19 protein-coding genes are annotated in these 15,732 nt (G+C 44.6%); 18 read left to right on the top strand and 1 reads right to left on the bottom strand.

Annotation, left to right across the window (positions count from 1 at the left end):
- The first annotated feature begins 81 nt into the window (after window positions 1-81).
- The 15 genes from MKY48_RS08530 (at window position 82) to MKY48_RS08600 (ending at window position 12,560) form a co-directional block, all read left to right on the top strand.
- Window positions 82-1,011, top strand: coding sequence for a MarR family transcriptional regulator (locus MKY48_RS08530; RefSeq protein ID WP_339292703.1), 930 nt, complete (start codon window positions 82-84; stop codon window positions 1,009-1,011).
- Window positions 998-1,333: a replicative helicase loader/inhibitor gene (locus tag MKY48_RS08535; protein ID WP_339292704.1), complete on the top strand. Its 336-nt coding sequence runs from the start codon at window positions 998-1,000 to the stop codon at window positions 1,331-1,333. The genes MKY48_RS08530 and MKY48_RS08535 overlap by 14 nt, the downstream gene beginning before the upstream one ends.
- The gene (gene dnaB / locus MKY48_RS08540; RefSeq protein ID WP_339292705.1) at window positions 1,311-2,744 is read left to right on the top strand and encodes a replicative DNA helicase; all 1,434 of its coding nucleotides are present in this window, start codon (window positions 1,311-1,313) and stop codon (window positions 2,742-2,744) included. The genes MKY48_RS08535 and dnaB overlap by 23 nt, the downstream gene beginning before the upstream one ends.
- 14 nt (window positions 2,745-2,758) lie before the next feature.
- A complete protein-coding gene (locus MKY48_RS08545) occupies window positions 2,759-2,947 on the top strand; it encodes a hypothetical protein (RefSeq protein ID WP_339292706.1) in 189 nt (62 codons plus the stop codon).
- A 119-nt stretch (window positions 2,948-3,066) separates the two neighbouring features.
- A complete protein-coding gene (locus tag MKY48_RS08550; protein WP_339292707.1) occupies window positions 3,067-3,480 on the top strand; it encodes a RusA family crossover junction endodeoxyribonuclease in 414 nt (137 codons plus the stop codon).
- A gap of 198 nt (window positions 3,481-3,678) precedes the next feature.
- Complete coding sequence (locus tag MKY48_RS08555) at window positions 3,679-4,332, top strand: hypothetical protein (RefSeq protein WP_339292708.1); 654 nt, start codon at window positions 3,679-3,681, stop codon at window positions 4,330-4,332.
- A 96-nt stretch (window positions 4,333-4,428) separates the two neighbouring features.
- The gene (locus MKY48_RS08560) at window positions 4,429-4,695 is read left to right on the top strand and encodes a hypothetical protein (protein ID WP_339292709.1); all 267 of its coding nucleotides are present in this window, start codon (window positions 4,429-4,431) and stop codon (window positions 4,693-4,695) included.
- 2 nt (window positions 4,696-4,697) lie between these two features.
- Window positions 4,698-5,474, top strand: a complete 777-nt coding sequence (locus MKY48_RS08565) for a hypothetical protein (protein WP_339292710.1) — start codon at window positions 4,698-4,700, stop codon at window positions 5,472-5,474.
- Between the two features lie 265 nt (window positions 5,475-5,739).
- Window positions 5,740-6,231: a hypothetical protein gene (locus tag MKY48_RS08570; protein WP_339292711.1), complete on the top strand. Its 492-nt coding sequence runs from the start codon at window positions 5,740-5,742 to the stop codon at window positions 6,229-6,231.
- A gap of 639 nt (window positions 6,232-6,870) precedes the next feature.
- Window positions 6,871-7,932: a hypothetical protein gene (locus tag MKY48_RS08575; protein ID WP_339292712.1), complete on the top strand. Its 1,062-nt coding sequence runs from the start codon at window positions 6,871-6,873 to the stop codon at window positions 7,930-7,932.
- Between the two features lie 750 nt (window positions 7,933-8,682).
- Window positions 8,683-9,039, top strand: coding sequence for a hypothetical protein (locus tag MKY48_RS08580; protein WP_339292713.1), 357 nt, complete (start codon window positions 8,683-8,685; stop codon window positions 9,037-9,039).
- A 577-nt stretch (window positions 9,040-9,616) separates the two neighbouring features.
- Window positions 9,617-10,243, top strand: a complete 627-nt coding sequence (locus tag MKY48_RS08585) for a hypothetical protein (RefSeq protein ID WP_339292714.1) — start codon at window positions 9,617-9,619, stop codon at window positions 10,241-10,243.
- A gap of 382 nt (window positions 10,244-10,625) precedes the next feature.
- Window positions 10,626-11,924, top strand: a complete 1,299-nt coding sequence (locus MKY48_RS08590) for a site-specific DNA-methyltransferase (RefSeq protein ID WP_339292715.1) — start codon at window positions 10,626-10,628, stop codon at window positions 11,922-11,924.
- Window positions 11,925-11,997: 73 nt separating this feature from the next.
- Window positions 11,998-12,174, top strand: a complete 177-nt coding sequence (locus tag MKY48_RS08595; RefSeq protein WP_339292716.1) for a hypothetical protein — start codon at window positions 11,998-12,000, stop codon at window positions 12,172-12,174.
- Between the two features lie 170 nt (window positions 12,175-12,344).
- Window positions 12,345-12,560, top strand: coding sequence for a hypothetical protein (locus MKY48_RS08600; RefSeq protein ID WP_339292717.1), 216 nt, complete (start codon window positions 12,345-12,347; stop codon window positions 12,558-12,560).
- Here the strand turns inward: MKY48_RS08600 and MKY48_RS08605 are convergent.
- The gene (locus MKY48_RS08605; protein ID WP_339292718.1) at window positions 12,557-13,123 is read right to left on the bottom strand and encodes a hypothetical protein; all 567 of its coding nucleotides are present in this window, start codon (window positions 13,121-13,123) and stop codon (window positions 12,557-12,559) included. The two genes, MKY48_RS08600 and MKY48_RS08605, sit on opposite strands and share 4 nt — an antisense overlap.
- 88 nt (window positions 13,124-13,211) lie before the next feature.
- On the opposite strand from MKY48_RS08605, the gene MKY48_RS08610 reads away from it, so the two are divergent.
- Genes MKY48_RS08610 through MKY48_RS08620 form a run of 3 tightly spaced genes read left to right on the top strand, consistent with a single transcriptional unit; the run spans window position 13,212 to window position 15,694 of the window.
- Window positions 13,212-14,069, top strand: a complete 858-nt coding sequence (locus tag MKY48_RS08610) for a phage terminase small subunit-related protein (RefSeq protein WP_339292719.1) — start codon at window positions 13,212-13,214, stop codon at window positions 14,067-14,069.
- Window positions 14,066-15,334, top strand: coding sequence for a PBSX family phage terminase large subunit (locus MKY48_RS08615; RefSeq protein WP_339292720.1), 1,269 nt, complete (start codon window positions 14,066-14,068; stop codon window positions 15,332-15,334). The genes MKY48_RS08610 and MKY48_RS08615 overlap by 4 nt, the downstream gene beginning before the upstream one ends.
- A gap of 33 nt (window positions 15,335-15,367) precedes the next feature.
- Entirely contained in the window at window positions 15,368-15,694 is a 327-nt protein-coding gene (locus tag MKY48_RS08620; RefSeq protein WP_339292721.1) for a hypothetical protein, read from the top strand.
- Window positions 15,695-15,732: the final 38 nt, after the last annotated feature.

Below are 15,732 nucleotides of genomic sequence, written 5' to 3' on the forward strand. Positions count from 1 at the left end.
GACAGGCGCTCAGGGCAAGGGAGTAAATGGAACCTTTATTAAAATCGTGCGGGATTGATAGCAATTTAAGGGGATGAGCAAATGCCCGAAGGCAGTTACCCTTTTCCGATATACTCCGGATTACTCGAGCCAGAACATTACAAAAGAATAGGCAGCGCGATATGGCTTTTCCTCTGGTGCGTAAGCTCCACGACGGCGGAGAGAGAAGAAGAAGGAACGGTCTGGGGCATCGTCTTTGGGAACAAGCCTATGAAGTTGTCTGAGATATCCGAAAGGTTCGGAGTCAACGAAAAAACTGTAAGCCGCTGGTTGGACACCTTAGAGAATCATCAATACATACGAGTGACCAGGGCTCCAAGAGGCTTAATACTCTGGGTCAGAAACTCCAAAAAGAGAACGGACAAAAATGTCCGATCACCCGGAAGTGAACAGACAGAAATGTCCGATCACATCGACGGTGATAAGACAAATATGTCTGATCACAAACAAACTGATCAGACAAAAATGTCCGATCAGACGTCATTTTCGGATAGTGATCGGACAAATATGTCTGATCTAAAAGATCTTAAAGATCTTATTACTACTACTCCTACTACTGAGGATTGGATTGAGGAAGATGCTGATCCTCAGATAGACGGAATGATTGCCATTTTAAACGCTTATTGCAAGTTGAATAACAAGCTTGATTTCCATGTTAGACAAAAAGAGCGCGAAGCCATGGGTAAGATGGTCGCCGGGGGGATGCCGGTACCCTTTACCATCCGAACTATGGAGGGCCTGCTTCAGGCAAAGCGTGAACGGGAGGGAGAAAGCTTTAAATACCCGACCAGCTTTTTGTACTACGTGGACGGAATTCACGAAGCTTGGCAGAACTCCCAAACTATCAGTCCGCCGATGACTGAAGTCGCCCAGGGAGCGCCAGAGCAACCGAAACGATTGAGCAAGCAGCAGCAGGCGCTTGAAAACTTACGAAGACGAGCAAGGGAGGAACGACAGCGTGAACAGAGCTGAGGTAATCGACCTTTTCATCGAAATCAAGCAAGAGTACCCACATTTTAACGACAGTGACGAAGAAATTGATCGTCACTTGAAATATCTCAAAGATTTTCCGTTTGACGCAGCTTTGCATAATGTTGAGCAACACATCAAGACAAACAAATGGCCACCCGGCATGTCAGAGATCCGAGGCAGCTTGGGGGAACAGATCGAGCGAGACCGCATGAAGTCCTTCACGCAAGAGTATTTCGCTGAACGTGCCCGTGCTCGAGAAGAAGCGTGCCCGCCGCCGCCAGGTTGGAAAGAGGCTATATATGCAAAACTCAGACGTGTCTGACATGATTCTACCCGAGATGCCGCATGATTTGGCTGCTGAGTGCTCGGTGCTCGGCGCTATCTTGATCAACCCGGATGTGTACGAGTACGTAGAAGCACTGGTTCCGAACGCCTTTTATCGTGCAGAGCATCAGATCATCTTTAGCCGAATGTTGGAACTGGCCGAAGAAGGGCAGCCGATTGACTTGGTGACTTTGGCTTCGCGTCTGCAGGATCAGAAAGAGCTTGAGGATATAGGCGGCATTAGTTACTTATCAAAGCTGGCACATTCGGTACCAACGACAGCAAATATAGAATCCTACGTCACATCAGTACAAAACAAGTTCATGTTGCGTGAGTATATCCGGTCGAGTATGGCCGGGATACAGGCTGCCGTGGCGGGTGAGGATATTCAACGCCTGGTCACATCAGCCCAGCAGGTTGCGACAACGCTGGCAGATCAAGCAGCTCCTAAACAGGACTTCAAGCGAATTAATGACGTACTGGTGGAAGTCATCGAGACGACAGAAGATAAATCAGAGGCGTTTAAGACAGGTAAGGTTACAGGTCTTCAAACTGGATACACATATTTGGATTCAATCACTGCTGGTCTACAACGAAGTGATTTAATCATTGTCGCTGCCCGGCCATCTGTCGGAAAGACAGCTTTTGCTCTCAACATTGCGCAGAATGTAGCACTTCTGAGTAGAGATCCCGTAGCGATATTCAGTTTGGAAATGTCGGCTGCTCAGTTAGTGACACGAATGGTCAGCTCTGAAGGGAATTTGGAAGCAAGTAAACTCCGAATGGGCGATATGGCTACTGAGGACTGGACCAAGATGGCGAATGCTGCCGGGATACTTGGCGGGACCAATATTGTGATTGATGACTCGGCTGGAATCACGGTGCATGATATCCAATCGAAATGTCGGCGCCTTAAGAAGCAGGAAGGTCTCGGCCTGATCGTGATCGACTATCTGCAGCTGATCTCAAGCCGCGGTAAGGGTCGCGGGCCGGAGAACCGGCAGCAGGAGGTATCGGAGATCTCCCGGACATTAAAGCAGTTGGCTAAAGAGTTGGATGTTCCGATCATTGCACTTTCTCAGCTCAGCCGGGGAGTGGAGCAGCGTCAGGACAAGCGACCGATGATGAGTGACCTTCGGGAATCTGGATCAATCGAGCAGGATGCTGACATCGTGGCCTTCTTATACCGGGATGATTACTACGATAAGGAATCCGAGAAGAAGAACATCATTGAAATCATTATCGCCAAACAACGGAACGGCCCTGTGGGAACTGTGGAGCTGGTGTTCCTGAAACAGTTTAATAAATTCGTTAATTATGACCGGATTCATTCGGATCCCGGTCCAAAACCACCAAAGCCACCAAAACAGAACAAGGTGGTCAATATGCATAAGCGCCAATGGGCGTGAATGGAGGAAGGATGATGGGGAGTCCATGGAGCAAATGGAGCGTGTTCGAGTACTTAAGGCATCGGTTCATGCACACTGGCAGTGTTCCTGATCGTCAGGAGCTGCTTTTAGAGTTTTCAGACATGGAGTCTTCTGAGATTGACGAGGGCATTAAAGAATTTGAGCTTGCTATCAGGATCGGAGGCGAAAAACTTGCGCAGTGAAGCTCGTATTGATCCGTTCTTCCAAGAGGCTCCGTGGGAAATCATCTACGATAATGACGGCAGGCAGATAGGAGAGATATTCGTACTCACCGGGGAATCGAGAAAGGAGGCGACGCCATATGATCCAGTTCACCGTGTACGGCGAGCCCGTCGCGCAGGGAAGGCCAAGGGCATCCACAGCAGGCGGATTCGTTAAAATGTATGATCCTGCTAAGTCTCGGGATTACAAGGATTATGTTCGGCTCGCTGCAGCACAGCATGCGCCAAAAAGTTTATTAGAGGGGCCTGTCGGAATGATGCTCACCGTTTACCGATCGATCCCAAAAAGTTTCAGCAAGAAGAAGGCAGCTGCAGCTGAGGCCGGGGAAATAAGGCCGATCACCAAACCGGATGTGGACAATTATCTAAAGGGCGTAAAGGATGCCCTGAAAGGTGTCATCTGGAAAGACGACAGCCAAGTCGTTGAAGTGTTTACCCAAAAGAAATACAGCGGCAAACCGCGCATCGAGATCAAGATTAAGGAATTATCTTAAATATCTTACGAGGGGAAAGTGATTGGGATGGTTAAAAACTACGCGAAATTTACTGCTGAAATACAAAAAGGGATCAATATCAAAGGTTCAGATGTGGAAATGAAATTATTAATTCCGTTGAAAGCTGCTCAACCATACCTGAATTTTCTAAGCAACAGTCAAGGTAACGAAGTAAATATCTTTGTAGGAGATCCGCAAATGTCATTCGATTTCGAAGAGGATGAAGACGACGCCTACAAGCTTTACCAAGGTGGCCGTCGCGTAACTGCAGATGCCTCTGGTGTGGTGACAACGGTTGAACAACCGGATGAGCATAAGGATGAAAATCAGGCTGAGTTGGACCTCGATGAGTCCGGATTAGAGGGATCCGCTGAATCAAGTGATGGACAAGCTGAGGATCCTGCAGGTGAACCTTCGCTGGCAAAAGATGGCGACGAGCTGAATGATTACGAAAAGGAAATCATGGGTGAGGATTCGAAGCAAGAAGGTTCTGATCTTCCTGAATGGATGCAGCAGGAACAGCATGAGCAGTCGGGTGGACAGGAGATGACCTTCGAGGAATCAGATCAGGAGTCTGCAGCAGGCGGCGTCCCTGAATCTAAAAGCAGCCAGCCATCCAGCGATGAAGAGATCAGCAAAGAGGAGCTTGAACAGTTCATCCTGAAAGAACGCCCTTCTTTTGAAGATATTCCATTGGATTTCCCGTTGTTCTTGGAAAAACGTCTGAATGAGGGGAAGACATGGGTTGAAATTTCTAAGATTGCTGGCATTCCTTCCAGCCAAATTCAGCCGAAGTGGAAGAAGTATAAGGAAATGGTTACCAAGATGATGAAGGACGGCGGAGCCGCTTAATAATTGCAGTGTCATAACCCCGGTCTATGCAGACCGGGGTACCTAAATACATGGTTTTAACAGAACGTCAGTTCTTAAGTTGGGGAGGGATTAATGGTGGATGAACAGACTCGCAGACGAGTATTTCAAAAGGTGAAAACCTTTAGCAATCATAAGTTTTGGAATTGGATGAACTACATGCACAGCAGAGCCTACGCAAAGGCAGCTCAGCATTATGAAGAAGCGATGGGGATCGTGCTGCAGCCGAAACAAGCAGCCGCGGTAAAATCAAAGGCCACGGAAATCCGTGAGAAATGGGACGGGATGTCTACAGTCACGATCGACGATACCGAGGGTGCAGAATTCCAGTCATTGGGGGTGTAGACGTGGCAAAGATCCCTAATTGGACGAAAGAAGAGTCAGATTATCTTCAAGACCAATGGGGCGTGATAAGCATTAAGGGAATTGCGACACGTCTCGGAAAAAGCGTCAATGCCGTAAAGCTTAAAGCCCAACGTATGGGGCTATCTGATGCCAGAATGAACTTTGACGGCATAACGGTTTGCCAGCTTGGCAAAGCGCTTGGTCGAGAATACTCTACCATGAAAAACTGGATCAATCGTTATGGAATGCCTGCCAGAAAGAAACTGTTTGCGCAAAGCGCTAGGGTGCTGGTTATAGGATACTCCGACTTCTGGAAATGGGCTGAGGAACATAAAGAGCTGCTGAATCTAGCAAAAATGGAACCTGGGACAATTGGTCCTGAACCTGAATGGGCCAAAGTAAAACGAAAAGCGGATCAATTAACATCCCAGAAAACATGGCAATCTGTTGATTGGACACCTGCAGAAGACCAGAGACTCGCCCAAATCCTAAAGACCGAAATCACCTACCCAGAATTAGCCTGCATGTTTAACCGATCAGAATCGTCCATTAAACGACGGATCCACGATCTAAACCTTAAGATGCGGCCAGTGCGCCTGAATAACATGATCAAATATACACCGGATGAGGTTCAGACGTTGCTGCGTATGGCTCAGGAAGGATACAGTTACGAAACAATAGGTGTGGTATTAGGAAAAAGTGCGCTCGGTGTTCGAGGGAAGTTGGAGCGCATGGGGTTTGACTTTAAACGTCGGCGGTTAAAAGAGACAGCAAATTGAGAAGGCAAGGCTGATTTTTATAAATCTGGGCGACCAAGTGAATTCAAGAGTTGTGCTATCACTAAAGAGCAAGCGCATATTACTAGCAAAATAAGAACCATGATAATAACAAATTTTTTACCATTCATCATTTTCACCTCGGCAGGAATATTTAACCCATAAGGAGTGATTACGGATGAATGAGACCCCCTATCCTTGGCCGGGGCGGGGGTCAATCGGTAATATATTCCTCTCAATTATTATATCATAAAGGGGATTGAGGGGAATGGCGATGGCATGGGGACAAGGTGAGCTCTTTCCAAAAGCAAATAACGCGGAGATCCAGCGCACAAAATTCCTGCTCGGAAAGTATAAAGAGATGACGATGCTCATGCAGGATTTTGAAAAGTTCGAACAGGACCTAAAACAAGTGGCCATTGATGGCGAGGCAGCACGCCGCATAGATCAGGACGATTTACACGCCGATAAGACGGCCAACGCCACGATTCTGATTGAAAAGCAGCGTTGGGTATATCAGAGATATCAGTTTTATACTCATCAGCTTCGCAGGGCATTCAGCTTGATTCAAGACGATGATGAAAGGAAGGCAGTCGATTACAGGTTCATGCAGGGCTACTCTTATAAGGAGACATTGCTGTTCTTCAGGTACGGTCTTAGTGACAGCACAATTCGCCGGAAATTAGCTGAAGGTACTGAAAGTATTGCTAACACGTTGAAACTAATGGGATTCTTTGATCAGGATAATGTTGAGTTTTAAGATCTAGGCAACAAAAAGCGGCAAACTAAGATGCGAAATAAATTCTTAGCTTGCCGTTATTTTTATTGAACTAAAATTTCCCGTTATTTTAATTCCTACTCTCGCCAGAATGCATATATGATGGCTATGGTTATGCGGTAAGGGCGTGAAAATCAAAAGAGCTCACGGAGCAGCTCTCTTCATTATTTCAAAACGTCTTGAATATCTTTCGAGCGCGGTGACATCCGTGATGTTCTTGTTGCATTCCTGGCTGTTCATGCACAAGTAATTACCAACCGCCTTGTAATAATACGGCGAAGAATGACGGCATCGATTTGGATACCGCGGCAAATAACGCGAGCTCTTCATGCTTATTGCATAAAAAGCAGACTCCTTTTATGTTCGTAGGGGTAAACTTCCTTTCATACGATTTGTCCGTCTAAAGGGTACACCAGGAACAATTTACCCGTGAAGATGCTGATCCATCCGAGGTAGGTCAAATACCGGTAATCTATGGTCAAATCAGGAATCGACAGTTTTTTATTCTTATGAAACAGCTTCCGGATTTCCGTAACTTGGGAAATTCTTCATTTAATAATATACAAAAAGTTGAGTCATACTATATTTTGTTTATTTAAATTGTAAAGGAGCATATAAAATATGACCGATGATCAAAATACAAAAGATATGCGTACATCGTGTCGACCCCCAGGAGAAAGAAGCGGAGGTTTATTTCCGTGGCCTCCTTCATGTCGACCCCAAAGTGAAAGGAGTTATCAAAGAGATATTCAAATTCCTTGGCCCCCTACATGGCCGCCACCAACGTTGCCGTGGTGTACGGTTCCATTACCATGGCTGATGCCATCACCACCTGATCAAGCAAGGGGAATTAAAATTCCGTGGGGCCCTTTTTGGCCAACATTACCGGGGAAAAGCATTGATAATAATTCATGGAGTATGGTTCCTTGGACTCCACCTTGGTGTCCATCTTCGTATCCGGATAAGCCTGAGCCTTGGTGGTGGATAGCTAAAGACGCTAAAGATTTAGATGATCCTTTCTGGTATTTTTCTCTAATTCCAGAAAAAATAAGAGATCAAATTTATACTTGGGTACAGAAGGAAATGGAAAGTAGAACTGTTTCTCCTCCAGAAAATCAAGAGGAATTGATGTTATATACAAACTCAATAATTAGTGAAATGATTCTAAAATTTGGGAATTCTGATGAAGGCAGACGTTTGTTGAATGAAGTGAGAGCTCACGGTGAAAACGATCCTTCTTTTAGATCTGGTTTGGGGATTGCTATAGCCAGTGCCGCTGCTATTGGTGCAGCTGTAGGTTTTGTTGCAGGGACGTTGGTGGCAAGAGCCGCCAAAAATTTGTGGAGAACTGATGATGACGTTGACTTATACGAGTATTTTTCTTTAATTCCAGATGGAATAAAAGAAAAAATGGAGATTTGGGCTAATAAGGAAATAGAAGCTCTGATTCTTCCCGATACAGAAAATGACGTGGAATTAGTCTCTTATGTTATGTCTATGATGGCAGAAAAGACATTAAAGTTTGTAACTTCAAAAGAAGGTATCAGTATTGGACAACAGTTGAGAACAATAGAGGTACATCCTTATTATAGGAACGGTTGGGTTATTGTAGGCGCCCTTGCCGGTGGGTTTTTTGTAGGTTTTGTTGCGGGTGCAGCTTATGAATTGAGTAAAAAGAAATAAAATTGTCTAAATTATAAGCCAAAAAATATACGATTCTTTATTCAACTCCGTATATTTTTGGTTTATTTTTCCTTTTTATTCAATTTTGTTCAAATCAGGCGCAACTATTTATGCTTGCTAACGCGTTAACGGGTTCGAAGGTGATTTCGGGACTTTGAATTTGATAACTCTCTCCAGACCAAATCAAAACTTTAGGCGGTTGTTCACACAAAGCAGATTCTCCAACTGCAGTTGGTTAGGACTTGCGCTTGTTTGGATTGTACTTATGGGCATTGGTGAAGCAGGATAATCATGTATTACAACTTCTTGTGATTATTATTTTCTTCATTTTTAGATCCCCCCCCCTCAAACAACTTATTTGCACTTAATTAGACATAGCAACTATGGAATTGTTTATCACTTGGATTAACTTTATTAACTTGTTTTTAACTATTCTGCCCGTTAGCTTAATAACCCTCATCTGCTTTATAAAGAGCGATTAAGTAAACCATGAAACTAAGCGGAATTTGACCGTAAACTGAACACAACCTGAACGTAACTTGACCTTAAGTTGAACACCACATGACGGTTTTCCCGTGATAGGATGTAAGCATAGAAAAAGGCGAGAATGACACGCACGGCTGCATGATTGCGGCATATGACCGAGGCGTAACTCTTCTCGCTTTTTTTGATGCAGGAGGAATAATAAGGAAACGTGTCGAACTGTATATTTAAAGTAACACTAAAAAAATGTCGAAAAGGGTGGTTAAGTTGGCGCAATATGGAGTAGACTTTGGGAATCAAATTATTTCTGAGTTGGAGTTTAGAGCACATATCTTGAATTTTAAAAAGAAAACAATTTATTTTAGGTCATTGGTGAGAAGTTATAATTCAGATGATTCTGGCAATGAAGAATATGTGATTTATACTAAATTTCAAGCAACCGATAATATTTCTATAGATGATGACTATATACGGATTTATGGTGCTGGAAGAGACAGAATTATTGTTGGCTTTAATGATGAGAGTTCTATTCAGTATGAAGCTACTCCCAAAGGAGTAAAACTTATTAAGTATAATGATAAGTTAGTTCAAGAATATTACTTTGAAATGGAAGAAAGTTCTTGAGCTGTTGTCGAAGTGTGAAATAGAGAGAGAATTGGAGATGGATATTTAAAAGAGAGGTTTTAGTGACAAAGAAGGCAATTCTATACTTTGACACTATTTTTGTTTACTCGTTAAAATGGTCTTGTTCTTACTCTCTAGTTACTAAGTACAGATGCTTTTAATAGCAAAGAGCGAAAGCGTTTTTGCAGCGGCCGGCACGGTCGCAATGCTCTAATGGATCTCTCTGCAGATAATAACTGAATATATAATCCGAAGTCGTTCCTTCCTGGAGCGGCTTTTTTTATTTCCTCGAAGGAGCACGATGTTATATGAAATGGATTGAATGGTTGGTTAAAGTGACAGCGGGCAGCTCGCCACGGAATCGGGAGGAAAGACGACATGGCCGGAAAACGTAATAAGCTAAAACGACCACGATATAAGCCGAAACAGCCGGATAAGTGTAAACGATGTGTGTGGGGTGAATGGACTGGGACGAAGCAGTATTGTGGTAGACTCAATTGTATAAAGAGAAAGTAGAATATCATATATTGTATCAATATGGAAATACGGTTATTATTGTTTTTGGGAGTTGAAAATTATGACAAATAAGAGCAAGGTTCAAAATCCACTTACAATAATAGCTATATTTGCGGGTATTGCAGAAATTGCGGGAACTGGAGTTCTTTTGGGTTTGCCTTTGGATATACAGAGAATATTTATATGGTTTGTTATGTTATTCCCAGTCGGGTTGGTAGCACTGTTTTTCTTGGTTTTATTGTTTAAACATAAAGTTCTCTATGCTCCAAGTGATTTTGTAGACGAAAATAATTTTATGAATCTTCTACAAAACAAGAAAGTTCATAATGAAATTTCGGAAGTCGTCGAATTGCTAGAAAAAACAAAAGAACATAACAAAGCAAATAACCAGATTGTAGAGAAACTCGATGAGGCATTATATAAACTGGAAATAGCGAAGAAGAGTAATGAGTTGAGCCACGAATCGACAGCAGTTGGAAATAATTTAGTAGTAATGTCACGGGGAGATAAACACAAAGTACAACATGAGATTCGTCAAACAGTCAAAGGAGCAGGAATAGAAGGTATCTCTCGAAAAGAAATACTCCGTAAGCTAGGCATTACTTCAGTGCTTTTTGCTTATGCTATCGCGGAATTAATGGAAAATAACGTTATAACATTTCGTGATAACAAGTATTTTTCTTCATAAATGCATCCTTCGGGGTGCTTTTTCTTTTGGCCTTTTATGGACGAAACCCAAGCCGTTTTAAGGCATCCGTTATTGATTGCGGGTTAATTGAGGAACAAGTCAGGAAAACAGCAGAGGAGGGGCACAGCATTGGCGTGTGCTCCTATTTGTCGTTCCTGTATACGTGAAACCAACTCAACTCAATTCGGTGGTTCTCGTTGCATAAATTAGGGCCTCCTTATTAGTTTTTGTTGATGAGTGCAAGAACGATAATGATGATGATAATAGCGAATGTTGTTTCAGCCATGGTTGTTCTTTCCTCCTTTCAATGTTGTGCCGTAACAATCGTTCCATCCCCCCATTCAGTTGCTGCGATATCAAAAAAACTTTTGAGGTGATAGAAATGAACATCAGAATCGTGCCGATAGAACAAATCAACGCAGCAGCTTACAACCCGAGAGTGGATTTACAGCCGGGGGATCCGGAGTATGAAAAGCTAAAGCGTAGTATTGAGGAATTCGGTTATGTGGAGCCGATCGTTTGGAACGAGCGTACCGGTAACATGGTCGGTGGGCATCAGCGGTATAAGATCATGGTACATGAGCAAGGGCATACGGAGTTGGCTGTTAGCGTCGTTGACCTAGACGATCAGCAGGAACGTCTTCTGAACATTGCCTTGAACAAGGTATCCGGGCGCTGGGATGATGAGGCATTGGCCAGGCTATTGGCTGATCTGCAAATGAGCGGGGCGGATTTGGCTTTATCGGGTTTTGAAGAGGAAGAGCTCAGTGATCTGATGGCCGAGTTCGGTACCATGCCGGATACGGAGATTGAGGAGCTGGTTGTGGAGGATGATTTCGACGTTCAAGTGGCGCTTGATGACATCCGGGAGCCGGAAACGCGACGGGGAGATATTTGGCAACTTGGTCCTCACCGATTGATGTGTGGTGATTCAACTAGTAATGAGGATGTAGGCTGCTTGATGGATGGTGAACTGGCTGCACTGGTGGTTACAGACCCACCATATAACGTGGCTGTTGAAAGTGATTCTTCCCGTCTGGCCGCCGACGGCCGGGGGACAATAATGAACGACGACATGCCCGCAGAGGAATTTGCGGGCTTTTTGCATTCCGTATTCGAGAGGTATGCAGAACATATGGCACCGACGGCCGCTATATACGTCTTTCATCCATCGTCTTACCAACGCCAGTTCGAGGACGCCATGAACGCAGCAGGCATTGTCATCCGGAGTCAATGCGTATGGGTAAAGAACGCAGCTTCATTCGGTTGGTCGCAGTACCGCTGGCAGCATGAGCCGGTATTCTACGCTCATATAAAAGGAAAGGCCCCAGCTTGGTACGGCGACCGCCGACAGACAACGGTATGGCGCGCTGGGCTCCCTTTGGAGGAACCTGAACCATCCACGGTCTGGGAAGTGTCCCGAGGTGACGTCGGCAAGTACGTTCATCCGACACAAAAGCCGCTGGAGTTGCTGGCCATACCGATCAAGAACAGTAGTCGTCCAGGCAACACAGTGGCGGATTTCTTCGGCGGAAGCGGGTCTACTTTGATGACTTGTGACCAACTGGACCGGCCCTGCCGTACCATGGAGATTGATCCGAAGTTCTGCGACGTCATTAAAAAACGGTACAAGGAAGCTACCGGCATAGAGCCAGTCCTCATTTCTCGTATCTTTCCTTAGTATATAAAGAGGATATAGTTCGTATTTATTGAATGGATATATATGGGTTGAAGAACACTTTAAGGAGGCTAGAATGGATCTAGAGAAAGAAATACAAGAACTTAAAGATCGACTTGATTCAGTGGAGAGGAAAGTTGGGAAGAGACCACATGGTGGTTCGAAGGGTTTGAACTTAGGTTTTTTAATTATAATTGTTGTTTATCTATTGTTAGTTCTTATTGGGATAATCCAATTTGTGAACGCAGGATAAAGACCGCCAAGGGGCGGTCTTTTCTTTGTCCATAATAAAGGAGGACGCTGACACGTCCTCCCATTAGACCAGGGTATCCCCCGGCTGAGATAGCGGCCCGCCACGCGTGGCATTTTGCAGACATCCGCTATCTCGCATTCCATCATAACGGAAAGCCGAGGGGAACGACAATGGGAACACCTGAGAATAAAGATTTGCTTATGCAGCACGAGCTTCAAGTCATGGAAGGTATCCTCGAGAGCAAGGAACAATACAGGAAGATCGTCAAGGCTGGAATAGCCAAGTGGGTCAAGGACTTTCAAGATGGTCGAATCGAGATCAAGACGGTGGACGACCTAAAGAAGCTGATTGAAATAGATATTGAGTTACAGAGAGATGAGCTCTAAGAACGTTCCTTTTCTATTTGTTCAATAATTAGTAGATGTTCACCTACCATTGCTTTTCTTCTATGCATAAAAAATGTATGCGTCGAAACCATGATAAAGATGATAAGTAAAATAAATAGAAAGTCGGTGTATTTATTGATGAGAACAGAAATTGTTTCAAAAACATCAGAAATAGAAGTTACCCAGGAAGGATAATCTTTTTTTAATTCAGAATTGTTTTGTAGAAATGTAATCATAGAGATTGATACTGTAACTGCAATTCCTAAGAGAGTCGCAGCAACTGTAATTATTAGTTTATTCATTAATTCAATAATTTGAACTATCAAGGAATTAGAAAAATCGTAAGACTTCAACTTGAGTTTGATTAAAGTTAAAGTTTCAGTTGGCATATGTTTGTAAGCATTATACATTTTTTGAATTTGAATAATGTTGCTCGGGATATTTGATGCTATAGACTGCATAAAAGGTTCATTCAGTTTTTTGTCTAGTAAGATAGTATTGAGAATGAAGTAGGATAGTAGTAATAAACCGATAACTATTATTGCTATTAGCTGAATAGACATTAACAAACCACCTTAAAATTTTTATGTATAAATCTATTATCGGTTGCAAATACCTTTTGTTAAATTGTGGGGGTGGTGATGGTGTAACATGGCTAGAGAAAGAAGTCCCGAGCGGGACAAGGCAAAAAAGATGTGGCTAAAGAGCGGCGGGACGATGAAGCTTAAAGACATCGCCGCCGCTCTTTCTATTGGGGAGACGCTAGTCCGAAAGTGGAAGTCCCAGGACAAGTGGGCTGCCGATTTGAATAGTAACGTTACCAATGAATCGAAAGGTAACGTTACTAAACGCGGTGCTCCCAAAGGGAACAAAAATGCCGTTGGCAATAGCAGCGGAGCTCCTGCAGGCAATAAACGAGCTGTAGGCAATAAGGGCGGCCCCGGAGGGACACATGGAAATAAGAAGGCTGTCACCACGGGTGAGTATGAAACGATATGGCTCGATGCGCTGGAAGATGAGGAACGCGAGCTGCTTGAACAGATCGATACGGATCCACTTCATCAGGCAAGTGAAGCGATTATGAAATTTGAGATTCGAGAGCGACGGATGTTGATTCGGATCAAACGTCTGACTGAAGGGTTGACGGAGAAAGAGCGAAGGGTCCTGTATGAGCTGAAAGCGATGAAAGAGGTTATGGCGGTATATGATGAAAAGTCGGGACAGACCAAGGCGGTTCCTATAACAAAACACGAGCTGGTGGAGTCTGAGATTGAAGAAAAGACGTATCGACAAATCGATGACATACTCGCTTTGGAAGAAGCCCTGACTAGAGTCCAGGAGAAGAAGCTGAAAGCCATTAAGCTGAAGTATGAAATGGAAGATGAAGAGCGACAATTGCGGGTGAAGAAGCTTCAGCACGAGATTGAAAAAGCTGGTGGAGCGGATGACAAGAAGCCTCTTCATATCATTGTCGATTACGGTGATGACGAAGAGGATGATGCATCATGAGTGCTGCAGCTGTGGTTAAGGTTCAATTTAATGCTCACTTTAAGGCGGTCAATCGATCCAAGAGGCGTTACCGGGCGCTTCGCGGCAGTGCGGGTTCAGGTAAATCAGTCAACATTGCCCAGGACTACATACTAAAGCTTGGTGATCCGAAGTATGCTGGTGCGAATCTTCTTTGTGTCCGTAAGGTAAACGAAACCAACCGGAACAGTACCTTCGCTGAACTTACTGGCGCGATGAACCGGATTTACGGAGAGCGGGCGGACGAATACTGGGAAGTGCTTAGGTCACCACTGACGATCCGTAGTAGGGTCACTGGGAATGAAGTTATCTTTCGTGGCATGAACGATGTGCGTGACCGTGAAAAGGTCAAGTCCATCAACTTCGCTCATGGTAAGTTGGTCTGGATTTGGGTGGAGGAAGCTACGGAGTTGCAAGAGTCGGACGTCGACATCTTGGATGACCGGCTGCGGGGTATCCTGCTGAATCCGAATCTGTATTATCAGATAACATTCACGTTTAACCCAGTCTCTGCACAGCACTGGATTAAACGGAAGTATTTCGATCGGGAGAGCCCGGACGTACTGACGCATCATTCCACCTACCGAACTAATCGCTTCATTGACCCGGCCTATTACCGCCGGATGGAGCGGCGGAAAATCGAGGATCCGGAAGGCTATGCGATATACGGGGAGGGCGAATGGGGCGAGCTTGGCGGCCTAATCTTCAAAAATTTCTCCATACATGATTTTGATACGTCGTTCGAAATGTTCGACAGTATGCATCATGGGCAGGACTTTGGATTCAACCATGCGAATGCGATTCTCACCGTCGGTGTTAAAGATGGTGAGTTTTTTATTTGCGACGAAATTTATGTGCATGAGCTGCCGACGGATCAGATCATCGATATTGCCGATCGTAAGGGGTTGAGCAAGTACCTATCGATGTATTGTGACTCGGCGGAGCCGGATCGTATCCAGATGTGGCAGAATGCCGGATACAGTGCGACGGCCGTAGTGAAGGAGCCAGGCAGCGTCCAGGCTCAAATCGACTATTTGAAGCAACGTAAGATCCACATTCACCCGGATTGCGTGAACACGATTAAGGAGATTCAACAGTGGTCGTGGAAGAAGGACAAGAAGACGGGGCTGTACTTGGATGAGCCGGTCAACTTCATGGACGATGCGATGGCTGCGTTACGGTATGCTGCTGAGCCACTGCGACGTCCGGAAATGGTATACAGCAATCAACGGCCAGCGGGTTGGTGATCTGGTATAATCTAGGGAAGGAGTGGATCCGTTTTGAAACAGCGGATAACAGTCAAGTACCTGAACGAACTGACAGACGAGCAGAAAGGGTGCCTGCGGGAATGGTGGAAGCCTAAAACGCACGACATCGTGTATGATTTCAACCTTAAAAAGGAATTCCATGTCGAACATGATAATTGGCTTAACGAAGGATATGCTGACTACGATCCGAAGGACTTCCTGCCGCTTCTCTCCATCGGCCAGATGATTGAAATCCTGCAAGAATATGACCGTTTCGTTGATGTGATCAATATTGAACAGAAAATGTTCAGTCCACATCTCTGTGACGACCTTTGGAACGAAGTAAAACGAATACTATGAAATACGGCTGCTCACTCGAGTGGCTTTTTTATTTGCTT

It is taken from the genome of Paenibacillus sp. FSL W8-0187 (assembly GCF_037969755.1).
GTDB lineage: Bacteria > Bacillota > Bacilli > Paenibacillales > Paenibacillaceae > Paenibacillus_AQ.